This window comes from Streptomyces sp. NPDC002181, from assembly GCF_042890485.1.
GTDB lineage: Bacteria > Actinomycetota > Actinomycetes > Streptomycetales > Streptomycetaceae > Streptomyces.
Genome location: NZ_JBIASC010000001.1, coordinates 325100 through 345757, shown reverse-complemented (window position 1 = coordinate 345757; position 20658 = coordinate 325100). Strand labels below are relative to the sequence as shown.

Genomic DNA, 20658 nt, shown 5'->3' with positions numbered 1-20658 from the left:
AGGAGCGCAGCACGTATGACGGTGGACGTCCCCCAGCTGGTGGCCCAGGCGCGTGAGGGCAGGCCGAGAGCGGTGGCCCGGCTGATCTCGCTGGTCGAGGGGGCGTCCCCGCAGCTGCGCGAGGTGATGGCGGCCCTGGCCCCGCTGACGGGCGGGGCGTACGTGGTGGGCCTGACCGGCTCCCCGGGCGTCGGCAAGTCCACCTCCACCTCGGCCCTGGTCTCCGCGTACCGCAAGGCCGGCAAGCGGGTCGGCGTCCTCGCCGTCGACCCGTCCTCGCCGTTCTCCGGCGGTGCGCTGCTCGGCGACCGGGTCCGGATGTCGGACCACGCCTCCGACCCGGGGGTCTACATCCGCTCCATGGCCACCCGCGGCCACCTGGGCGGTCTGGCCTGGGCCGCCCCGCAGGCGATCCGGGTGCTGGACGCGGCCGGCTGCGAGGTGATCCTGGTCGAGACGGTCGGGGTCGGGCAGTCGGAGGTGGAGATCGCCGCGCAGGCCGACACCTCGGTGGTGCTGCTGGCCCCCGGGATGGGCGACGGGATCCAGGCCGCCAAGGCGGGCATCCTGGAGATCGGCGACGTGTACGTGGTGAACAAGGCGGACCGGGACGGGGCCGACGCCACCGCCCGGGAGCTGAACCACATGCTGGGCCTGGGGGAGTCCCGGGGCGCGGGCGACTGGCGGCCGCCGATCGTCAAGACGGTCGCGGCGCGCGGCCAGGGCATCGACGAGCTGGTCGAGGCCCTGGAGAAGCACCGGGCCTGGATGGACGAGCGAGGGGTGCTGGCCGAGCGGCGCAGGGTCCGGGCCGCGCGCGAGGTGGAGACCATCGCGGTGACGGCCCTGCGGGCCCGGATGGCGGACGTGCGCGGGGACGCGCACCTCGACGCCCTCGCGGGCCGGGTGGCGGCCGGCGAGCTGGACCCGTACGCGGCCGCGGACACGCTCCTGGCGACGCTGACGGAGTCCTGAGGCACCCGTCGCGCGAGAGCCGCGCCCCGGTCTTCCGGGGCGCGGCTCTCGTACGTCTGCGGGGCGGACGGTCAGGCGTTGGGACGCTTGCCGTGGTTCGCCTTCTTCTTCTTGCGTGCTCGCTTCTTGTTGCCGCGCTTGGCCATGACGCCACTCCCTCGAAGATCGGGGTAATCCGGGCGTTCGCCAGTCTAGGGGCGCCCGATCAGGTCCGCACGGGAACCCGCGGACCGGCGCGCGTCAGTTGTCGCCGCCGTCGTCGTCCGAGTCCGATGCGGACACCGTGGCCTTGCCCGACGCGGCGTCGACGTGCACGTTGGTGGTCTTGCCCCCGGACTGGATCTCGACGTTCCAGTAGCGGGAGCCGTTGTCGTCATCGTCGTCCCACTCCACGGACCGGATCTGGCCCGCGTGGGCGGCCACGGCCGCCTTCATCGCCTGCTGGGCGGTGACCTTGGCGGCGGCCAGTGCCTTGTTCCCGCCGTCGTCGTCGCCGTCGTCGTCCGCGTTCTCGGTGAACACCTTGCCGCTGCGGGTGTCGACCGTCAGCTCCGCGTGCTTGCCGTTCTTGCCGATGACGTCGACGTGCCAGACGGGGCCGTCCTTGTCGAGGGAGGTCACGACACCGGGGTACCTCTTCAGGGCGGCGGCGGCCGCGCCCGCGGCGTCCACGTCGGCGCGGGCCGGGGCGGCCGCGGGGGCGGTTCTCGCCGCGTCGGCCGTGTGCGCCGCGGCGGCCGCCACCGGGCCCCCGGCGATCAGGAGCGCGGCCGTGGCCGTGGCCGTGACGGCCACCTTGTGCTTGGAGTGCGAGTGCATGGCTGACCTCCTCTGGCCGGCCATGCGCTTACGGTTGCTCGGCGGGCGGCCGGCGAGCGAGCGTTACCACTCATTCTCGGGGCCGCCGCCGAGGACGGCACCCCGGAGGGGCGCCTTCCTCGGCGGTACCGGACCGGCGTCAGGCCTTGCCGCGCTCGTCCCGCAGGTGGTTCGCGACCGGCTCCAGCGAGGCGCGCAGCTCCGCCAGGGCCTCCGGCGGCAGCAGGTCGATGAAGTGCCGGCGGACGGACGCCACGTGGTGCGGGGCGACCTTCCGCATGAGCTCCATGCCCCCGTCGGTCAGGACCGCGTACAGGCCCCGGCGGTCGGACTCGCAGTTCACCCGTACGACCAGGCCCGCGGTCTCCATGCGGGTGATCTGGTGGGACAGCCGGCTCTTGGACTGGAGCGTCGACGTCGCGAGATCGCTCATCCGCATCCGGTGGCCCTCGGACTCCGAGAGGTTCACCAGGATCTCGTAGTCGTTGTTGGTGAGTCCGAAGGGCTGGAGATCCTTTTCCAGCTGGTGCATCAGCAGCCGGCTGACGTCCAGGTGGGTGCGCCAGGTGCACTGCTCGGCCTCGGTCAGCCAGCGGGTGGCCGTCTCGGTCTCCATGGTCTCCATGAATGAACTCTACCTAAGAAGTTGAATTACGTACAAAGAAGGAGGTGCGGAATATGTCAGAGTCCCAGGCGCCGCTGGATGTCACCCAGCTGCCCCGGCATCCGCGGCACGCCGAGCTGGCCCAGCGGACCCTGCTGCCCGTGCCCGCCGCCGTAGCCGGCCCCGGGTACGCCCGCCGCCTCCGCGCCGGCGCCGACGGTACCGATCGCCTGCTCCGCCATCAGCATCTCGGAAGACTGCAGAAGCACCGTCCCGGCCCCGACGAATTCGAACTGGTGTTCCTCGCCGGAGCTGCCGCCGATGCCCGTCAGCGAGCGCAGCCCGCCGATGACGCCCGACATGTAGCCGTGGTCGTAGTGGTGGCAGGGGGACGGGCAGTCCGCCCAGCCCACCAGCGCCTGCGGGTCCACGCGCAGCGGCGGCTCCATGAACACCACCGGTCCGTTGGACGCCGCCACGAACTTCCCGGTTCCGATCAGGGTCAGGAACCCCGGCACGATCGACTGCTTCAGGGCGAGCGAGGGCTGGTAGGCCAGCAGGTTGCCCGACCTGATCGTCAGGTTCCCCTCGTCCAGGTCGTACGAGTTCACGTCGAAGGCGCGGTCGGCCAGCAGCATCTTGCCCTGGCCCTCGGCCACCACCCAGTCGGCGGCGTGCATCGGCGAGTGGAAGCTCGTGCGCAGGAGCCGGTCGAAGCGTCCGTTGCCGACGCCGTTGAACTCGATGCGCCCGTAATAGGCGATCATCTTGCCCTTCTGCAGGAACCACTGGCTCCCCTTGAGCTCCACGCAGAAGGTATAGGCGTTCACGTTGTCGTCGGAGGGCAGGGAGTGCGGGTCGAAGACCGTCGGGGCGCCGGGTCCGCCCGTCACGGGGCCAAAATTCACAGCTTCTCCTCCGAGGCCTGTACGTACACCGCTCCCTGACCCGACAGCTCCAGCTGGAACGCCTCGCCCGAGCCGCGCCCCACCATGTCCCGCCAGCCGAGCGCGGTGGAGAGCTTGTTCCTGACGTCCCCGTGGTGGGCCACGTACGCCTGCGGGTCGACGTGGATCGGCCGGTTCGGGGTGATGGGGAGCTCGATGACCCCGCCGTGGGCCATCACGGCGACCGCGCCGTGCCCCTTGAGGGTGGTGGTGAACAGGCCCTGGCCGGTCACCTGGCCGCGGACCATGCCCATGACACCGCCCTGCGAGCCCATGAACATCGTGCCCTGCTGGAGCGTGCCGTCGAAGGCGAGCAGCCGGTCGGCCTCGACGTACAGGGTCTCGCCGGTCAGGTTGATCACCTGGATGTGGTGGCCGCCGTGGCCGAACATCACGGTGCCGTTGCCCTCGACCGACATCAGCGGGGTCTGCTCGTTCGCCACGCGGCGCCCGATCATGCCCATCACCCCGCCCTGACCGCCGGTCAGGCTCGGGGTGAAGGAGACCTCGCCGCGGTACGCGAGCATCGCGCCGCGCTGGCTGAACATCCTCTGCCCCGGGATCACCTGGGCCTCGACCATCTTCGAGTTGATCTCGCGGAACGGCATCAGATGTCGCCCCCGATGGTGTTGCGCTCGCTGGGCTGCACGTAGACCAGGCCCTCGCCCTCGAAGCGGATCTGGAACGCCTCGCCCGAGCCCTCGCCGATCAGGGTGCGGAAGTTGATCCCCGACTGGAAGGACTGCTGGAGGTTCCCGGTGTGCGCGATGTACGCCCCCGGGTCGACGGAGAGCGGGTACTGGGCGCTGACGCGCAGCACCACCGCCGGTCCGTCGGACATGATCGCCGCCTGCCCGCTGCCCTCGACGGTGGTGGTGAACAGGCCGTTGCCCGTCGCCCCGCCGCGCAGGCCGGTGAAGGTGGTGCCGGTGCGCAGGCCGGCGTCGGTGCACAGCAGGTTGCTGGACTCGACGTAGAGCTTCTCACCGCGCAGGTTGACCAGGTTGATCTCGCTCGCGCGGTCGGCGAAGAAGCAGGTGCCGTGTCCCTGCACTTCCATCACGGTCATCTGCTCACCCGTCAGCCGACGGGTCACCATGCCCCGGAGGCCTTCGCCGCCGCCGGTCATCTTCTTGAAGGCCATCTGACCGTCGTACGCGACCATGGAGCCGTTCTTCGCTTTCACGGCGTCCCCGGTCAGGTCGACGGCGAGCACCTTGCTGCCTTGGAGTCGGAACTGAGCCACGGGATGACGTTATCGGCAGCGGGCGGAGGCGAACAGGGCCCGGTGGCCGATATCCGGCGACTGCGGCATCTCACACACCCCGGGCACCCCGCCGCCCACACGCCGCGGCGGCCCCGCCTCAAGATCCGGCGGGGCGGCTGAGAGACTGGAACGGACCCCCGGCCACCACCCCGAAGGCTCATCGTGGACATCAAGACCGCTTCCGCCCTGCACCGCCTGCGCCTGATCTCCGTACCGGAGGCGCTGTCGTTCCCGGCCCTGCTGATCTTCGGATCGGTGCTGAGCCGGATCTCCGACATCGACTACCTGATGATGCCGCTCGGCATCCTGCACGGGATCCTGTTCGTCATCTACGCGGTCTTCCTGCTGGACGTGTGGAACAAGGCGAAGTGGCCGGTCAAGAAGGTCGCCCTGTTCTTCCTGCTGGCGCTGCTGCCCTTCGGCGGCCTCTACGGAGACAAGCTCCTCAAGCGCGAGGAGGCCGACAGCGTCATGGCCGCCCGCGCCCGGCGCGAGGCGGCGAACGCAGCGTGATCGTCGCGTTCTCGGTGACCCCGCTGGGGGTCGGTGAAGAGGTCGGCGAGTACGTGGCCGACGCGGTCCGCGTCGTACGGGAGTCGGGACTGCCGAACCGCACCGACGCCATGTTCACCTCGATCGAGGGGGAGTGGGACGAGGTGATGGACGTGGTCAAGCGCGCGGTGGCGGCCGTGGAGGAGAGGGCGCCCCGGGTCTCCTTCATCCTCAAGGCCGACATCCGCCCCGGAGTGGTCGACGGTCTGACGTCCAAGGTGGAGACGGTGGAGCGCCACCTGGCCTAGGCCCCCCGTTCGGCCGAGCCCCGTTCGACATGCTCAGGGTTTGTCACCTTTTGTAGTGATATAACCCTGGGCTTCGAGCACTGGAGGGGCCGTGCGGCCGGAAGGCTTCGACTACGAGACCCACAGTCGGCTCGCCGGCCCGTTCGCGGAGCCGGACCCGGCCGCCCCCTACCGGGTGGGCTACCGCTCCCTGTTGTCGCGCGAGCAGCCGCGCACCCGAATACGCGCCGTCCTGCTGATGGCCCTGGCCCCCCTCGCCGCGGCCGGGCTGCTGCTCTACCTCGTGTGGCCCACGCACCGGACCGTCCGCGAGGGCGGCGAGCACTGGCTGGTCCGCCTCGACGCCGTGATGCTCGGCTCCATCGCGCTGATCATGCTCTTCATGCTGGTCAACGTCCTGTCGGTGGCCCACGCCACGATGGTCGCCCGCGATCCCGTACCGGTGCCGCCCGAACCCGGCACCAGGGTCGCCTTCCTGACCACCTACGTCCCCGGCAAAGAGCCGCTCACCATGGTGCGGGGCACCCTCCTGGGGGCCGTCGCCCTGCGCCACGACGGCCCGCTCGACGTATGGCTGCTCGACGAGGGGGACGACCCCGAGGCCCGGGCCCTGTGCGCGGAACTCGGCGTACGCCACTTCACCCGCAAGGGCGTCGCCCGCTGGAACACCCGCGAGGGCACCCACCGGGAGCGGACCAAACACGGCAACTACAACGCCTGGCTGGTCGCGCACGGCGACGACTACGAGTTCTTCGCCTCCGTCGACACCGACCACGTCCCGCTGCCGAACTTCCTGGAGCGGATGCTCGGCTGGTTCCGCGACCCGGACACCGCCTTCGTCGTCGGCCCGCAGGTGTACGGCAACTACACGGGCCCCGTCACCAAGGCCGCCGAATCCCAGCAGTACCTCTTCCACGCGCTGATCCAGCGCGCCGGCAACCGCTACGGCGCCCCCATGTTCGTCGGCACCAACAACGCCGTACGGATCAGCGCCCTCCGGCAGATCGGCGGACTCCACGACTCCCTCACCGAGGACATGGCCACCGGCTTCGAGCTGCACCGCCGGCGCAATCCGGACACCGGCCGGTTCTGGAGGTCCGTCTACACCCCCGACGTGCTCGCCGTCGGCGAGGGCCCGGCCTCGTGGACCGACTTCTTCACGCAGCAGCTGCGCTGGTCGCGGGGGACCTACGAGACCCTCCTGCGGCAGTACTGGAAGGGCTTCTACCGGATGCCCCCGGGGCGGGCCCTCAACTACGCGCTGATGCTCGTCTACTACCCGATGACGGCCGTCAACTGGCTCCTCGGCATCCTCAGCTGCGTCCTGTTCCTGTGGTTCGGCGCCTCCGGCACCCAGGTCTCCTCCGAGGTCTGGCTCATGCTCTACACCGACGCCGCCGCCCTCCAGGTGGGGCTGTACCTGTGGAACCGCCGGCACAACGTCTCCCCGCACGAGCCCGACGGCTCCGGCGGCCTGGCCGGCATGGCGATGTCCGCGATCTGCGCCCCCGTCTACCTCGCCGCGCTGGCCTCGGCCCTGCTGCGCACCCGGGGCGCCTTCGTCGTCACCCCCAAGGGCGCGGGCGCCAGCCCCGACCGGCCGGCGACCTTCCGGATCCACCTCGCCTGGGCCGCCGTCCTGGCCCTCTCCCTCGCGGCCTCGGTCCGCCTCGGCCACACGCACGCCGCCATGCGCACCTGGGCGGTGCTCGCCCTGCTCATCGCCCTCGCACCGGTGGCGGTGTGGGCCTGGACCCGGGTGCGCGGGCGCCGCGCCCGGGCCGCCGCCCCCGCCCGGGCCGCCGCCCCCGCCCGGGCCGCCGGATCCCCGGTCCTCGGGCTCGGCCACGGGCCGGGCGAGGAGCCGGAGCCGGCGTTCGCCACGCCGACGGGAGGGAACTGACCCATGGCCCGCCGGCCTTCGAAGCAGTTCAAGAACACCGTGCTGGGCACCGGGGCCGTGGTGGTGCTGGCCGCGCTCAACGCCCCCGCCGCGCTGTCCTTCGCGCAGGAGCGCTACCACTCGTACAAGATCGGACAGTCCAGCTACAAGATCCAGTACGGCTCCTGGGAGCAGGTCCGCCTCCCCGAGGAGTACCGGATCAACGCGATGCACGCGGCCCTGCTGCACACGGGCAAGGTGCTGCTGATCGCAGGCTCCGGCAACAGCCAGAAGAAGTTCGACGAGGGCACCTTCGACACCGTCCTGTGGGACCCGCGGGACGACAGCTTCAAGAAGATCCCGACCCCCGAGGACTTCTTCTGCTCCGGCCACGGCCAACTGCCGGACGGGCGGCTGCTGGTGGCGGGCGGCACCGCCCGCTACGAGGTCCTCGACGGCAAGGTGACCCGCGCGGGCGGCGGCATGCGGGTCAAGAACGAGAGCCCCGACAAGGTGGTCCGGCTGCAGAAGGGCACCCGGTTCCGGTCCCCGTCCGGAGTCGAGTACGTGTCGAAGTTCGACGTCACCGTGCCGAAGGCCAAGCGAGAGTTCGAGATCACGTACGGGAAGAAGGGAGCTCTGAGGCCCTGGCAGAACAAGGTGGTCGCCTCGGAGGCGCGGGTCTTCGTCGAGGCGGTCGAGACCGGCGCCGGGGGGCTGACGACCGAGGCCGCGCAGTACCGCGTCGTCGGCCTCAAGGGAAAGGACGCCGACAACGTCTACGGGCTCGCGGAGCGCCTCAGCGTCGAGAAGCAGGACTTCCAGGGCATCAGATCGGCGTACGAGTTCGACCCGAAGGCCGAGAAGTACGTGCCCGTCGACCCGATGAAGGACGCCCGCTGGTACCCGACGCTGGTGGCCCTCCAGGACGGGCGGGTCCTCGCGGTCTCCGGGCTCAACGACGTGGGGGACGTGGTCCCCGGCGACAACGAGTACTACGACCCGAAGACGAGGAAGTGGACCCGCGGCCCCTCCCGCTACTTCCCGACCTACCCCGCGCTCTTCCTCGTGCAGGGCGGCAAGCTGCTCTACACCGGGTCCAACGCGGGCTACGGCCCGGCCGACAAGGGGCGCGAGCCCGGCGTATGGGACCCGAAGGCCAACACGTTCACCAAGGTGGCGGGGCTGGCCGACCCCGACCGGCTGGAGACCTCGTCCTCGGTCCTGCTGCCGCCCGCCCAGGACCAGCGGGTGATGGTGCTGGGCGGCGGCGGTGTCGGCGAGTCGAAGCTGTCGTCGAGCCGGACGGCGATCGTGGACCTCAAGGAGGACAAACCCGTCTTCCGCTCCTCCGCGCGGCTGCCGCAGGGCACCCGGTACCTGAGCAGCGTGCTGCTGCCGGACGACTCCGTGTTCACCACCGGCGGCTCCCGCGACTACCGGGGCCGGGGCGCCAGCGACGTGTACAAGGCGCAGTTCTACTACCCGCGCACCGACTCCTTCGTGGCCGCCGCCGACCCGGCGGTGGGCCGCAACTACCACTCCGAGGCGCTGCTGCTGCCCGACGGGCGGATCGCCACCTTCGGCTCCGACCCGCTCTTCGCGGACAAGGACAACACCCGGCTCGGCAAGTTCGAGCACCGGCTGGAGGTGTACTCGCCGCCCTATCTGTACCGGAACCCGGCGCTGCGGCCGGTCCTGGGCGGCGGGCCGGCCGAGGTGGGCCCGGACGGCCGGGCCACGTTCGCGACGCCGCACCCGGAGCGGATCAGACGGGCCCGGCTGATGCGGCCGAGCGCGGTCACGCACACCACGGACGTGGAGCAGCGCTCCATCGAGCTCGGGCTGGCGCGGGGGACCGGATCGGTGACGGTCGACGTGCCGAAGGACCCGTCGCTGGTGCCGCCGGGCTGGTACATGCTGTTCGCGACGGACGCGGAGGGCACGCCTTCGCAGGCCCGGTGGATCCGGGTGCGCGAGCCGGAGCGGCCCTCGGGGGAGGAGCCGCAGCCGCAGTCGTAGACGGGGCGCGGAGGGCGGCTACCGCGCGGCGCGGCTCGCCAGGCCCAGCGCGTAGTCCGGCCACCAGCGGCCCGCCGCCGGGCCGCCGCGGCAGGGCCCGTCGGACTCCCCGGGCCGTTTGATCCAGAGGTACGCGTCGACGAGCGGATCGCCCGTCCGGTCGGTGGGTGCGATCCCGAGGGCGCGGCCCGGGGGATTGCACCAGGACTCGTGGCCGCCGCCCGGGAGCGGGCCCAGGCCGTTGCGGCTGGTGTCGATGACGAAGTGCTTGCCGTGGGCGGCCGCGGAGATCCGTGCGCCGTACTCCCGGCCGGACGCGTCGGGCTGGAAGTTGGAGACGTTGAGGGAGAAGCCGTCGGCCTGCCCGAGCCCCGCCTTGAAGAGGGGCCCGACGAGCTGCATCGGGTCCGGGATCCAGGCCGGATGGCCGGCGTCCAGGTAGACCTTGGTGTTCCGGTTCCGCTTCAGCCGGGTGACGGCCTCCGAGAGCAGCCGGAAGCGCTCCTCGTGGTGGGCGGCCCGGGTGCAGCCGTCCACGATGTGCGGGACGGCGTCCGGCTCCAGGACCACCACCGCCCTGGCGTCGCCGACGGCGTCGGCGAAGGCACCGATCCAGTTGCGGTACGCGGTGGCGTCCGCGGCCCCGCCCGCCGAGTGCAGGCCGCAGTCGCGGTGGGGGATGTTGTACGCGGCGAGGAGGAGCACCCGGCCCGCCGCCTTGGCGCCCTTCGCGGCCCGGCGGATCGCGGGACCGGGGTCGTCGCCCGGCCCCCACAGGGCCATGGGCCGTTCCGAGATCCGGCGCAGCGCCTGCGCCTCGCCGTTGCGGCCCCGCGCCTCCCAGGCGGCGACCTGCCGGGCCGCGTCGCTCTCCGGGTCCACCCAGTACGGGGATGGAGCGGGCGCCGCCTCGGCGGGTGCGGCCTCGGCGGGCGCGTGCGCGGGGGCGGACTCCTCGCTCCCGCAGCCGGGGGCCGCGGCGATCAGCAGCGCGACGCCCAGCACGGCGGCGAGGGATCTGGGGCGGGGGCGGCCTGGCATCCGGGTTCCTCGAAGGGTCGGCACACGGAATCACGACCGGCATATCGTGACATGACGGTCAATCGCCCCGGTTCCGCGACACCGGACCCGCCTACGCCCGGGGACGGCCGCCCGTGGTCAGGGCGATGGCGAGCGGGGTGCGCTCGTACAGGATCCGGTGACCGTGCCGGGCCGAGATCAGCAGGCCCGCGCCGTGCAGGGCCTTCAGGTGCGCCGAGACCGTGGCCGGTGCCAGGCCCAGCCGGTGGGCCAGCGCCGTCGTGGAAGCCGGCTCGTCGAGCGCGCACAGCACGTCGGCCCGGCCCCGGCCCAGCAGCCGCGCCAGCGCCTGCGGGGTCGGACCCGCCGAGGCCGTCCACAGCGCGCCGATGCCGCGGGCCGGGTACACCAGCGTCGGCTGCCAGGGCGGGTCGTAGCCGCCCACCACCTCCGGCCACACGAACGCGCTCGGCATGAGGAGCAGGCCCTGCCCGTCGAGGGCGCGGTCGTGGTGGGTGGGGCGGTCGATGGTGAGCGTCCCGTCCGACCAGCGCAGATCCGGGTGCAGACCGTCGAACAGCGCCTCCAGCCCGCCGGCGGCGAGCCGCCGCGAGTGGAACACGATGTCGGCCTCCAGCAGGGACCGCAGCCGGGGCCAGTGCGGGGCGATCAGCGCCGTCCAGGCCTGCTCGAAGAGGTCGGCCAGCTCCTGTACGGCGCGCACCGGATCGGCGAGCATCCGCCGCCCGAGGTCGCTCTCGGCGGCGCCCGGCGTGCAGACGAGGGAGCGCCGCAGATCCTCCCGTACGGCCTCCGGATCGGCGGCGGCCGCCGTCGAGCGGACCCGGGCCAGCTCCTCCTCGAAGGTGACGGTGGGGCCGAGCGGGGGCGGGCTCAGGAAGTCGGGGTTGTGGCCGCGCGGCATCAGGAGCCACAGGGGGCGCAGATCGAGGCCGTCGGCGGCCGCGCCGATGCGGCGCAGCCAGGGCAGGTGGTACTGCTGGCGGGCCGGCCGCAGCAGGGTCCGTACCGCTTCCTGCGTCTCCCAGCGGGGCGAGATGGAGAACCGGCAGCGGAGCAGGTCCCCGGCTCCGAACCGGAAGTGGAACGCCATGTCCCTCCGGGGTGTGTGGTGCGACGGGTGATTCGGCACAGGACGAATCACTGCCGTACCCCTACCGTAGCCCCGCAGGGTCGTCCCATGTCCATCACCGTCAACGAGGCCGCCGGCGGATACCGGGGCGTGTTCCTGGTCCGGGAGTTCCGGGCCGTGTTCGCCGCACACCTGCTGTCCGTCCTCGGCGTCGTCGTCGCCGAGATCGCCCTCACCGTCCTCGTCTTCCGCGCGACCGGCTCGCCCCTGATGAGCGCGCTCACCTTCGCGCTCGGCTTCCTCCCCTACGCCCTCGGCGGCACCCTCCTCGCCGGGATCGCCGACCGCCGGCCCGCCCGGCGGGTGCTCGTCGGCTGCGACCTCGTCTGCGCCGCCTGCGCGGCGGCGATGGTCCTGCCCGGCACCCCCGTCGCCGGGTTGCTCGCCCTGCGCTGCGCCATGGCGTTCGTCGCCCCGCTCTTCCAGGGCACGCGCAACGCCTCCCTGGCCGACGTCCTCGGCCCCGGCGACGTCTACGTCCTCGGCCGCTCCCTCATGCGCATGGTGGCCCAGAGCGCCCAGCTGATCGGCTTCGGCCTCGGCGGGCTGCTGCTCACCGCCCTCGCCCCGCGCGCCGCCATCGCGCTGACCGCCGCCGGATTCCTCTGCTCGGCCCTGCTGCTCCGCTTCGGCACCCGCTCCCGCCCCGCCCGCGCCGCCGCCACCGCCCGCACCTCCCCGCTCGCCGGGGCGCGAGCCGTCCTCGGCGAGCGCCGGCTGCGCGCCCTGACCCTGCTGTTCTGGCTGCCGCCCGTCTTCGTCATCGCCCCCGAGGCGCTGCTCGTCCCGTACGCCGACGGCATCGGCGCCGGCACCGCCGCCCTGGGAGTGATGATGTGCGCGCTTCCCGTGGGCACCATCGCGGGTGAACTGTGGGCGGGCTCGGTGCTCGGCCCGCGCGCCCGCTCCCGGATCGTGGCCCCGCTCGCGGCCGCCGGCCTGCTGCCGCTGCTCGCGTACGCCTTCCGCCCCGGGGTGGCGGCCGTACTCGCCGCCCTGCTGCTCGCCGGGCTGGCGCACGCGTACACCCTCGGCCTCGACCAGTGGTACGTCGACGCCGTCCCCGACGCGCTGCGCGGCCGGGCGATGACCCTGCTGAGCACCGGGCTGATGACCCTCCAGGGCGTGGGCATGGCCCTGGCCGGGCTGGCCGCGGAGTTCCTGCCGGTGCACGTGGTCGTCGCGGGCGCGGGCGTGCTCGGTACGGGGGTGGTCCTGCTGCTCCTCGCCGAACTGCGGTCCGCGGGCCCGCGGGAGGGCCGACCGAAGAATGAGACGGGGCCCGCCGCCAAATGACCGACCGGTAGGGTCGGGTGCGTGTCCAAGCCGCTCAGCCTCCCCTTCGACCCCATCGCCCGCGCCGACGAGCTCTGGCAGCGCCGCTGGGGACCGGTGCCCTCGATGGCCGCCATCACCTCGATCATGCGCGCGCACCAGATCCTGCTCGGCGAGGTCGACGCGGTGGTCAAGCCGTACGGACTGACCTTCGCGCGCTACGAGGCGCTGGTGCTGCTCACCTTCTCCAAGGCCGGCGAGCTGCCGATGTCGAAGATCGGCGAGCGGCTGATGGTCCACCCGACGTCGGTGACGAACACGGTGGACCGGCTGGTGCGCTCCGGGCTCGTGGCCAAGCGGCCGAACCCGAACGACGGCCGCGGCACGCTCGCGTCCATCACGGACAAGGGCCGCGAGGTCGTCGAGGCGGCGACGAAGGACCTGATGGCCGTCGACTTCGGGCTGCGCGCGTACGACGCCGAGGAATGCCAGGAGATCTTCGCGCTCCTGCGCCCCCTGCGGGTGGCCGCCGCGGACTTCGAGGAGTAGCGGGCGGCCGCGGAGCGCGCTCGCCGGGCCCCCGTCAAGATCGAGCAAAACGGACGGTTAGGCTCGTCGGCATGAAGAAGAGCGTGCTGACCCGCTACCGGGTCATGGCCTACCTGACCGCGGTCATGCTGTTGATCCTCTGCACCTGCATGGTTTTCAAGTACGGCTTCGACACCGGCGCCGACCTGACCCTCGCGGTCTCGCAGGTGCACGGCGTGCTGTTCATGATCTACCTGGTGTTCGCCTTCGACCTCGGGTCCAAGGCCCGCTGGCCGTTCCCGAAGCTGCTGTGGGTGCTGGTCTCCGGCACGATCCCGCTGGCCGCCTTCTTCGTCGAGCGCAAGGTCCGCGCCGAGGTCGAGCCCCTGGTCACCGACGCGCTGGCCACCGCCGACGCCTAGAGCGCGGCTCGCGCACCGGTACCCCGGAGATAGTCTCCGGGGTTTCCCATCGACATTTACTAGGACGTCCTAGTAAATTCATGGGTATGGACGCTGACGCCATCGAGGAGGGCCGCCGCCGCTGGCAGGCCCGTTACGACAAGGCCCGCAAGCGCGAGGCCGATTTCACCACGCTCTCCGGGGATGACGTCGATCCCGTCTACGGGCCCCGCCCCGGCGACGCGTACGAGGGATTCGAGCGCATCGGCTGGCCGGGGGAGTACCCGTACACCCGCGGCCTGCACGCCACCGGGTACCGGGGCCGGACCTGGACCATCCGCCAGTTCGCCGGCTTCGGCAACGCGGAGCAGACCAACGAGCGCTACAAGATGATCCTGGCCGCCGGCGGCGGCGGGCTCTCCGTGGCCTTCGACATGCCGACCCTCATGGGGCGCGACTCCGACGACCCGCGCGCGCTGGGCGAGGTCGGCCACTGCGGGGTCGCCATAGACTCCGCGGCCGACATGGAGGTCCTCTTCCGGGACATCCCGCTGGGCGACGTGACCACCTCGATGACGATCTCGGGCCCGGCCGTGCCCGCCTTCTGCATGTACCTGGTCGCCGCCGAACGCCAGGGCGTGGACCCGGCCGTGCTCAACGGCACGCTGCAGACGGACATCTTCAAGGAGTACATCGCCCAGAAGGAGTGGCTCTTCGAACCCGAGCCGCACCTGCGCCTCATCGGCGACCTCATGGAGTACTGCGCCAAGGGCATCCCGGCGTACAAGCCGCTGTCGGTCTCCGGCTACCACATCCGCGAGGCCGGGGCCACGGCCGCGCAGGAGCTCGCGTACACCCTCGCCGACGGCTTCGGGTACGTGGAGCTGGGCCTCTCCCGCGGTCTGGACGTGGACCACTTCGCCTCCGGCCTCTCCTTCTTCTTCGACGCGCACCTCGACTTCTTCGAGGAGATCGCCAAGTTCCGCGCCGCCCGCCGGATCTGGGCCCGCTGGATGAAGGAGGTGTACGGGGCGCAGAGCGAGAAGTCGATGTGGCTGCGCTTCCACACCCAGACGGCCGGCGTCTCGCTGACCGCGCAGCAGCCGTACAACAACGTCGTGCGGACCGCCGTCGAGGCCCTCGCGGCCGTTCTCGGCGGCACCAACTCGCTGCACACCAACGCCCTTGACGAGACCCTCGCCCTGCCCAGCGAGCAGGCCGCCGAGATCGCCCTGCGCACGCAGCAGGTGCTGATGGAGGAGACCGGCGTGGCCAATGTGGCCGACCCGCTGGGCGGCTCCTGGTACGTGGAGCAGCTGACCGACCGCATCGAGGCGGACGCCGAGAAGATCTTCGACCAGATCAAGGAGCGCGGCCTGCGCGCCCACCCGGACGGGCAGCACCCGATCGGGCCGATCACCTCGGGCATCCTGCGCGGCATCGAGGACGGCTGGTTCACCGGGGAGATCGCCGAGTCGGCCTTCCAGTACCAGCGCTCGCTGGAGAAGGGCGACAAGCGGGTCGTCGGCGTCAACGTGCACCACGGGTCGGTGACCGGGGACCTGGAGATCCTGCGCGTCAGCCACGAGGTGGAGCGCGTACAGGTGGAGCACCTGGCGGCCCGCAAGGCGCGGCGCGACGACGCGAAGGTGAAGTCCTCGCTGGACGCGATGCTGGCCGCGGCCCGCGACGGGTCGAACATGATCCCGGCGATGCTGGACGCGGTGCGCGCCGAGGCCACGCTCGGGGAGATCTGCAACGTGCTGCGGGACGAGTGGGGCACGTACACGGAGCCGCCGGGCTTCTGATCCGCCGGTGCTGAGGCCGGTCGCGGCGCCCTGCGGGGCCCGCGGCCGGCCTCCGTCGTGTCAGGCGTGCGCGGGGCCCCGGAGGCCGTGCATCAGGAGGGCCGTGAAGGTGGCCACCCAGAGCTCGTCCACCGGCTCGGAGCTGACCAGGGCCCGGTGCACCACCGTGCCCGCGATCACGTCGAAGATCAGGTCCGTGGTGCGGCAGGCGAGCTCCTCGTCCTCCTCGTACGGGAGTTCGCCGCGGGCCTGGGCCCGTTCGCGACCCAGTACGACGAGACGTTTCTGCCGGTCCACGATCGCCGACCGGATCCGGTCGCGCAGGGCCTCGTCCCGGGTGGACTCGGCGACGACCGCCATCAGGGCCGTACGGGCCTCGGGCCGCCGCAGCAGCGCCGCGAACTGGAGGACCACGTCCTCGATGTCGGCTTCGAGGGAGCCGCGGTCGGGGAGTTCGAGGGAGTCGAAGAGTTCCGCCACGGCGTCCACGACCAGCTCGTTCTTGCCCGCCCAGCGGCGGTAGAGGGTGGTCTTGGCGACCCCGGCCCGGGTGGAGACGTCCCCCATCGTCAGCTTCGACCAGCCCAGGTCGACCAGCGCGTCCCGCGTCGCGGCGAGGATCGCGGCGTCCGCGGCGGCGCTGCGGGGACGGCCGGTGCGTCCGGTCGGGGGGCTGGCGTTGCGCATGGCGGAGACCATACCCGCCGGTAGCCAGAGCGGCGGGCCCCGAAAGGCTGTGGTTCAGATCACGGGGCGCGAAGGGGCGCGGGGAGTTACGCTACGGCTCGTAGCGTAAGAGCGACGACCACGCGAGCTACCGGCGCCAGGTGGGGACCCGGCGCCAACACCGCACCACCGAGGGTACTCAAGAAGCCATTTCGGCCGATCTTTTTCGTCGGCGCGCGCACACGGGGGAGGATGTACGCATGCAGCCCAGAAACATGTCCATGAGCGGCGTCGTCGACCTCGCCGCGGTGAAGGCGGCCGGCGAGGCCAAGGCGAAGGCCGAGCAGGCTCGTGCCGAAGCGGCCCGGCAGGCCGCCCAGGGCGGCGCGCCCGCGTCCGCCGGCGCCGTGCCGCCGTCCGCGCTCGTGATCGACGTCGACGAGGCCGGCTTCGAACGCGACGTCCTCCAGCTCTCCGCCGAGGTCCCGGTCATCCTGGACTTCTGGGCCGAGTGGTGCGAGCCCTGCAAGCAGCTCAGCCCGCTCCTGGAGCGCCTGACGGTCGAGGCGAACGGCCGCCTCCTGCTGGCCAAGGTCGACGTCGACGCCAACCAGATGCTCATGCAGCAGTTCGGCATCCAGGGCATTCCGGCCGTGTTCGCCGTGGTCGCGGGCCAGGTGCTGCCGCTGTTCCAGGGCGTGGCGCCCGAGCAGGAGATCCGCGCCACCCTCGCCCAGCTGGTCCAGGTCGCCGAGGAGCGCTTCGGGATCATCGGCATCGAGGTGGACCCGAACGCCGAGGGCGCCCCCGCGGGCATCCCGGCCGCCGGTGCGGACGAGCCCCCGGCGGGCCCGTACGACGCGCTGCTCGAAGCGGCCGTCGTCGCGCTGGACGCCGGCGACCTGGGCGGGGCGGTGCAGGCGTACAAGAACGTACTGGCCGACGACCCCGCCAACACCGAGGCCAGGCTGGGCCTGGCCCAGGCCGAGCTGCTCGCCCGGGTCAAGGACATGAACCCGCAGGCGGTGCGCACCGCGGCGGCCGAGGGCCCGAAGGACCCGGCGGCCCAGATCGCCGCGGCCGACCTGGACCTGGTCGGCGGTCACGTGGAGGACGCCTTCGGGCGCCTGGTGGACACGGTCCGGGTGACGGTGGGCGCGGACCGGGACGCGGTACGGGTCCGGCTGCTGGAGCTGTTCGAGGTCATCGGGGCCGACGACCCGCGGGTGGCGGCGGCCCGCACGGCGCTCGCGCGGGTGCTGTTCTAGTCCCGACGATTTATTGACACGTGGATAAACAGCAGCCGCACTTTGCCAAAACTTGGTAATTGCGGCTGCTGTTACTCGCAGTAAGTGGAGCCCCGTGAACTGTCCGGTGTGTTCGTAAATCCACCACTCTGTCGTGGCCCATGGTGACACCCAGCGTCGCCACCCGATGGCGCCGGGTCGACCCCCGGTTATCTTGCCGTTACCCGCCAGTAACGAACCCCCTTGTGCCCCGGCCTGGAATGGACCACGATCGGCGACGCTCGGTCCTTCCCGCAGTCCCGCTCATCGGAGCCGCGGTGGAGGGTCCCCACCGGGCCGGCCGGCGCCAGGGGTGCCGGCCGAGGGACAGGGGGGTCTTCGCCACACCGGCGGAGCCTGTCCTCCTGGTTGCGCGAACGCGTGACCCAGTGGTTGTCGCTCGGGGGTGAACGCCGGTGTATCGGACGCGGCTGTGCCGCGGCTCGGCCGCCTGCGCTCCTTCCCGAGGACGTAGCACTTCTCCCATCCCAGGACGGGTACGGCCCGGACCGGAGATGTACGTCCGAGAAGGAGGAACGAATAATGAGTTCTCAGGTTCGTGGCGGGACCAGATGGAAGCGCTTCGCGCTCGTCATGGTGCCGAGCATCGCGGCCACCGCCGCGGTCGGTGTGGGTCTGGCGCAGGGTGCCCTCGCGGCGTCCTTCAGCGTCTCCGGCCAGGACTTCAAGGTCTCGGCCGACAAGCTCGACGGTGACGACCTGCTCCAGTACGGCAGCGTCGCCAAGGGCAAGGGCCTGGACGGCAAGGACGCGGCGCACCCGGTCACCATCTCCGGGTTCCGCCACGCCGAGATCACCAACATGTGCCAGTCCCTGGTCACCCCGATCCCGGGCCTCGGCAACATCACGATGCAGCTGCGGACGGGCAACAAGGGCAAGCCCGCCGTCGCGGACAACATCTACCTGGATGTCGCCGAGCTCGACACCGACGCCACGTTCACCGACCTGGACATCGGTGTCGCGGTCGGCGCGGCGAAGGACGACACGCACCCCACCGCGCCGCAGGCCGGCACGGTGGCGAACGGCTCGCTGTTCTCGCAGCGCGCCAAGAAGGCCGTTCTGACCAACGTGCGTCAGAAGGCGTGGGCGACGACGGCGGGTACCTTCACGCTGCCCGACCTCAAGCTGCGCCTGCTCAGCGGCGACCAGCCGTGCTACCAGGACGAGAAGTAGTCCGTCCCGGGGCGTGACCGGTGGAGGCGGGTGGCGGCCGTGGCCGCCGCCCGCCCCGCCGGGCTCCCCCAGTTCTCCGTACCACCGTTTCCAGGGAGCTGTTGTCCATGAACCCCCAGGCCCCGGTTCGCGCCGCAGACGACGCATGGCTCACCGCGGTGTACTACCGCTTCCACGCCTGGAGTGGCGGCCGGCCCTTCTGGGCGGGCCTCTTCACTCTCATCGGGGGCGTTCCCATCGCGTACTTCCCGTACGCGGACCTCCGGCTGGGCAACGTCACCATCGCCATGGCGACGACCGCGGGCTCGGGCTCGCTGATCATCGGCGTCCTGCTGATCACCCTCGGCCTCGCCCTCTGGTTCCAGCAGGGCATCCGGGTCTTCGCGGGAGTGGCGTCCATCCTGCTCGCGCTGGTCTCCCTGCCGGTGTCCAACCTGGGCGGCTTCTTCCTCGGCTTCCTCTTCGCGCTGGTCGGCGGAGCCCTCGCCCTGGCATGGGTGCCGGGCAAGGCGGAAGGCGCGCAGCAGGCCAAGGCGGAGCAGTTCACGGAAGGCCCCGCAGGGGTCCCCGGTCCGCGCGACACGGAAACGGCTTACGCGACAGACACGACTGCCCATGCCGATGGCGGGAGGAACAGTGCGGGGTGACGAGACGCAGCGGGACGTGACCCCGAGCGCAGAGTCCCGTGAACGAAGGGGTCCGCGGCACGCCGCGCCCCGGAAGTCGCTGCTGAACAAGATCCAGATACCCGTCGGCAAGACGATGGCGCTGGCGGCCATGCCGACCGCGGTCTTCGTCGGGATGGGCATGGCGCCGAAGCTGGCGCTCGCCGACGAGGAGATCCCCTTCGCGCCCGGCCCGTGTGTGACGCGGTCCGACGAACCCGCGGAGTCGGCTTCTCCGAGCCCGTCGGCGTCCACGTCGCCCTCGCCGGGTTCCTCGCCCTCCGCGAGCCCCTCGCCGGGTGCGTCGAAGGCGCCGAAGGCGGCCCCGAAGCCGGACGCCGGCAAGTCGGCGGAGTCCTCCACCGCGTCGAAGCAGACGGCCCCCTCGGCCCCCGCCGGACCGGCCGCCGCCCCGTCCCCGTCCAAGACCCCGAACCCGCTCGACCCGCTGGGCATCGGCGACAAGGTCAAGGGCATCGTCGACGGCATCACCCACCCGGTCCTGGGCGGGCCGTCGGCCACCCCGACGCCCACGCCCACGCCCACGAAGTCGGCCCCGACGACGCCGCCGGTGACGCCACCGGTGACGAAGCCCGCCCCGGATCCGGCCGCGGACGCGATCCGCGACGCCGCAAAGAAGGCCGGCGTCGACGTCAAGGAGCTGTCCGAGGACGTCAAGGGCACCGAGGCGAAGCCGAAGGACGAGACGGGCAAGAAGGACGAGGACGAGGACAAGCCGAAGTCCGGCGAGGCGAAGGACGCGGACGGGAAGCAACCCTTCCCCTGCCCGACGTACGACGCCAAGGCGCTGGCCGACGCCGAACTGGAGCCGGGCATCCCGCTCCTGCCGGACGAGCCCTGGTACCTCGACAGCTCCCTGCTGACCCTCTACGGCCTGGATTACCACGGCATAGTCGAGGTGAAGACGGCAGGTGGCAAGACGAAGAAGGTCCTGAAGTTCACGGCGGACTCGCTGGACATCAAGGACCTCTACCAGACGGTCGGCAAGAGCGGGAACGTCGCCCACCTGAAATCCCGTCCGGGCTCCACCTCCAAGATCCGCGGCGGCACGGTGACGATGTACACCGAGAGCCTCAAGGGGAACCTCTTCGGCCTGATCCCGATCGAGTTCACCCCGAACAGCCCGCCGCCCCTGAACGTCCCGTTCGCGTTCTTCTCGAACGTCAAGGTCGTCCAGGCCGGCCAGTTCGGCGGCACCCTCACGGTCCCGGGCCTCCACAACTACGTCGGCCCGCCCGAGTAGTCCCGTACGGCCCCGCACCGCGTGCGACGCACCGAGGGCGGCACCCCGGTCCCTGTCAGGGGTCCGGGGTGCCGCCCTCGGT

22 protein-coding genes are annotated in these 20658 nt (G+C 71.7%); 13 read left to right on the top strand and 9 right to left on the bottom strand.

Annotated elements, in window-relative coordinates; all coding sequences use genetic code 11:
• Positions 1 to 15: 15 nt before the first annotated feature.
• A complete protein-coding gene (gene meaB / locus ACFYXV_RS01515) occupies positions 16 to 975 on the top strand; it encodes a methylmalonyl Co-A mutase-associated GTPase MeaB (RefSeq protein ID WP_383347762.1) in 960 nt (319 codons plus the stop codon).
• Positions 976 to 1046: 71 nt separating this feature from the next.
• Here the strand turns inward: meaB and ACFYXV_RS01510 are convergent, their stop codons facing one another.
• From ACFYXV_RS01510 to ACFYXV_RS01485, 6 genes are all read right to left on the bottom strand, one after another.
• On the bottom strand, positions 1047 to 1121 hold the full coding sequence (locus tag ACFYXV_RS01510) for a 50S ribosomal protein bL37 (RefSeq protein ID WP_099895366.1): 75 nt from the start codon (positions 1119 to 1121) through the stop codon (positions 1047 to 1049).
• 94 nt (positions 1122 to 1215) lie between these two features.
• A complete protein-coding gene (locus ACFYXV_RS01505; protein WP_389381760.1) occupies positions 1216 to 1794 on the bottom strand; it encodes a PepSY domain-containing protein in 579 nt (192 codons plus the stop codon).
• Between the two features lie 139 nt (positions 1795 to 1933).
• Positions 1934 to 2410 carry a MarR family winged helix-turn-helix transcriptional regulator gene (locus ACFYXV_RS01500; protein WP_385469420.1) on the bottom strand — a complete coding sequence of 159 codons (477 nt, stop codon included), beginning with the start codon at positions 2408 to 2410 and terminating at the stop codon, positions 1934 to 1936.
• Between the two features lie 65 nt (positions 2411 to 2475).
• Entirely contained in the window at positions 2476 to 3306 is an 831-nt protein-coding gene (locus ACFYXV_RS01495; protein WP_383502183.1) for an AIM24 family protein, read from the bottom strand.
• Positions 3303 to 3953: an AIM24 family protein gene (locus ACFYXV_RS01490; RefSeq protein ID WP_383345862.1), complete on the bottom strand. Its 651-nt coding sequence runs from the start codon at positions 3951 to 3953 to the stop codon at positions 3303 to 3305. The genes ACFYXV_RS01495 and ACFYXV_RS01490 overlap by 4 nt, the downstream gene beginning before the upstream one ends.
• Entirely contained in the window at positions 3953 to 4591 is a 639-nt protein-coding gene (locus ACFYXV_RS01485) for an AIM24 family protein (protein ID WP_053689446.1), read from the bottom strand. The genes ACFYXV_RS01490 and ACFYXV_RS01485 overlap by 1 nt, the downstream gene beginning before the upstream one ends.
• Before the next feature lie 183 nt (positions 4592 to 4774).
• Between ACFYXV_RS01485 and ACFYXV_RS01480 the strand changes: the two genes are divergently transcribed.
• The 4 genes from ACFYXV_RS01480 to ACFYXV_RS01465 all read left to right on the top strand — a co-directional run bounded on the left by ACFYXV_RS01480 (position 4775) and on the right by ACFYXV_RS01465 (position 9316).
• Complete coding sequence (locus tag ACFYXV_RS01480) at positions 4775 to 5125, top strand: DUF3817 domain-containing protein (protein WP_030153811.1); 351 nt, start codon at positions 4775 to 4777, stop codon at positions 5123 to 5125.
• Positions 5122 to 5412 (top strand): MTH1187 family thiamine-binding protein, encoded by a 291-nt coding sequence (locus ACFYXV_RS01475; protein ID WP_385469336.1) that lies wholly within the window; start codon positions 5122 to 5124, stop codon positions 5410 to 5412. Before ACFYXV_RS01480 ends, ACFYXV_RS01475 begins: the two co-directional genes overlap by 4 nt.
• A 91-nt stretch (positions 5413 to 5503) precedes the next feature.
• The gene (locus tag ACFYXV_RS01470; RefSeq protein WP_389381758.1) at positions 5504 to 7315 is read left to right on the top strand and encodes a glycosyltransferase family 2 protein; all 1812 of its coding nucleotides are present in this window, start codon (positions 5504 to 5506) and stop codon (positions 7313 to 7315) included.
• 3 nt (positions 7316 to 7318) lie between these two features.
• Positions 7319 to 9316 (top strand): galactose oxidase-like domain-containing protein, encoded by a 1998-nt coding sequence (locus tag ACFYXV_RS01465; protein WP_389381756.1) that lies wholly within the window; start codon positions 7319 to 7321, stop codon positions 9314 to 9316.
• Positions 9317 to 9334: 18 nt separating this feature from the next.
• Here ACFYXV_RS01465 and ACFYXV_RS01460 read toward each other — a convergent pair whose 3' ends face one another.
• Both ACFYXV_RS01460 and ACFYXV_RS01455 read right to left on the bottom strand, forming a co-directional pair.
• Positions 9335 to 10357: a glycoside hydrolase family 6 protein gene (locus tag ACFYXV_RS01460; protein ID WP_389381755.1), complete on the bottom strand. Its 1023-nt coding sequence runs from the start codon at positions 10355 to 10357 to the stop codon at positions 9335 to 9337.
• A 91-nt stretch (positions 10358 to 10448) separates the two neighbouring features.
• Positions 10449 to 11450 carry a DUF5937 family protein gene (locus ACFYXV_RS01455; protein ID WP_385469344.1) on the bottom strand — a complete coding sequence of 334 codons (1002 nt, stop codon included), beginning with the start codon at positions 11448 to 11450 and terminating at the stop codon, positions 10449 to 10451.
• 87 nt (positions 11451 to 11537) lie between these two features.
• On the opposite strand from ACFYXV_RS01455, the gene ACFYXV_RS01450 reads away from it, so the two are divergent.
• The 4 genes from ACFYXV_RS01450 to ACFYXV_RS01435 all read left to right on the top strand — a co-directional run bounded on the left by ACFYXV_RS01450 (position 11538) and on the right by ACFYXV_RS01435 (position 15501).
• Positions 11538 to 12785, top strand: a complete 1248-nt coding sequence (locus ACFYXV_RS01450; RefSeq protein WP_385469346.1) for an MFS transporter — start codon at positions 11538 to 11540, stop codon at positions 12783 to 12785.
• A gap of 21 nt (positions 12786 to 12806) precedes the next feature.
• Positions 12807 to 13313, top strand: coding sequence for a MarR family winged helix-turn-helix transcriptional regulator (locus ACFYXV_RS01445; protein WP_030153818.1), 507 nt, complete (start codon positions 12807 to 12809; stop codon positions 13311 to 13313).
• Between the two features lie 71 nt (positions 13314 to 13384).
• Positions 13385 to 13714, top strand: a complete 330-nt coding sequence (locus ACFYXV_RS01440) for a DUF3817 domain-containing protein (protein WP_229336416.1) — start codon at positions 13385 to 13387, stop codon at positions 13712 to 13714.
• Positions 13715 to 13800: 86 nt separating this feature from the next.
• A complete protein-coding gene (locus ACFYXV_RS01435) occupies positions 13801 to 15501 on the top strand; it encodes a methylmalonyl-CoA mutase (RefSeq protein ID WP_385469349.1) in 1701 nt (566 codons plus the stop codon).
• Between the two features lie 60 nt (positions 15502 to 15561).
• Here the strand turns inward: ACFYXV_RS01435 and ACFYXV_RS01430 are convergent, their stop codons facing one another.
• Entirely contained in the window at positions 15562 to 16188 is a 627-nt protein-coding gene (locus ACFYXV_RS01430; protein WP_383345890.1) for a TetR/AcrR family transcriptional regulator, read from the bottom strand.
• A gap of 239 nt (positions 16189 to 16427) precedes the next feature.
• Here ACFYXV_RS01430 and ACFYXV_RS01425 point away from each other — a divergent pair, with 239 nt between their 5' ends.
• From ACFYXV_RS01425 to ACFYXV_RS01410, 4 genes are all read left to right on the top strand, one after another.
• The gene (locus ACFYXV_RS01425) at positions 16428 to 17435 is read left to right on the top strand and encodes a tetratricopeptide repeat protein (RefSeq protein ID WP_389381754.1); all 1008 of its coding nucleotides are present in this window, start codon (positions 16428 to 16430) and stop codon (positions 17433 to 17435) included.
• Positions 17436 to 17996: 561 nt separating this feature from the next.
• On the top strand, positions 17997 to 18647 hold the full coding sequence (locus ACFYXV_RS01420; protein ID WP_030857233.1) for a DUF6230 family protein: 651 nt from the start codon (positions 17997 to 17999) through the stop codon (positions 18645 to 18647).
• A gap of 107 nt (positions 18648 to 18754) precedes the next feature.
• Positions 18755 to 19294: a DUF6114 domain-containing protein gene (locus ACFYXV_RS01415; protein WP_385469353.1), complete on the top strand. Its 540-nt coding sequence runs from the start codon at positions 18755 to 18757 to the stop codon at positions 19292 to 19294.
• Complete coding sequence (locus ACFYXV_RS01410) at positions 19284 to 20576, top strand: hypothetical protein (protein ID WP_385469355.1); 1293 nt, start codon at positions 19284 to 19286, stop codon at positions 20574 to 20576. The genes ACFYXV_RS01415 and ACFYXV_RS01410 overlap by 11 nt, the downstream gene beginning before the upstream one ends.
• The last annotated feature ends 82 nt before the right edge of the window (positions 20577 to 20658 follow it).

Excerpts from the sequence above, each read along its gene's own strand:
- meaB (WP_383347762.1), top strand. The coding sequence starts at position 16 with ATGACGGTGGACGTCCCCCAGCTGGTGGCCCAGGCGCGTGAGGGCAGG.
- ACFYXV_RS01505 (WP_389381760.1), bottom strand. The coding sequence starts at position 1,794 with ATGCACTCGCACTCCAAGCACAAGGTGGCCGTCACGGCCACGGCCACG.
- ACFYXV_RS01500 (WP_385469420.1), bottom strand. The coding sequence starts at position 2,410 with ATGGAGACCGAGACGGCCACCCGCTGGCTGACCGAGGCCGAGCAGTGC.
- ACFYXV_RS01490 (WP_383345862.1), bottom strand. The coding sequence starts at position 3,953 with ATGCCGTTCCGCGAGATCAACTCGAAGATGGTCGAGGCCCAGGTGATC.
- ACFYXV_RS01465 (WP_389381756.1), top strand. The coding sequence starts at position 7,319 with ATGGCCCGCCGGCCTTCGAAGCAGTTCAAGAACACCGTGCTGGGCACC.
- ACFYXV_RS01460 (WP_389381755.1), bottom strand. The coding sequence starts at position 10,357 with ATGCCAGGCCGCCCCCGCCCCAGATCCCTCGCCGCCGTGCTGGGCGTC.
- ACFYXV_RS01455 (WP_385469344.1), bottom strand. The coding sequence starts at position 11,450 with ATGGCGTTCCACTTCCGGTTCGGAGCCGGGGACCTGCTCCGCTGCCGG.
- ACFYXV_RS01450 (WP_385469346.1), top strand. The coding sequence starts at position 11,538 with ATGTCCATCACCGTCAACGAGGCCGCCGGCGGATACCGGGGCGTGTTC.
- ACFYXV_RS01440 (WP_229336416.1), top strand. The coding sequence starts at position 13,385 with ATGAAGAAGAGCGTGCTGACCCGCTACCGGGTCATGGCCTACCTGACC.
- ACFYXV_RS01435 (WP_385469349.1), top strand. The coding sequence starts at position 13,801 with ATGGACGCTGACGCCATCGAGGAGGGCCGCCGCCGCTGGCAGGCCCGT.
- ACFYXV_RS01430 (WP_383345890.1), bottom strand. The coding sequence starts at position 16,188 with ATGCGCAACGCCAGCCCCCCGACCGGACGCACCGGCCGTCCCCGCAGC.
- ACFYXV_RS01425 (WP_389381754.1), top strand. The coding sequence starts at position 16,428 with ATGCAGCCCAGAAACATGTCCATGAGCGGCGTCGTCGACCTCGCCGCG.
- ACFYXV_RS01420 (WP_030857233.1), top strand. The coding sequence starts at position 17,997 with ATGAGTTCTCAGGTTCGTGGCGGGACCAGATGGAAGCGCTTCGCGCTC.
- ACFYXV_RS01415 (WP_385469353.1), top strand. The coding sequence starts at position 18,755 with ATGAACCCCCAGGCCCCGGTTCGCGCCGCAGACGACGCATGGCTCACC.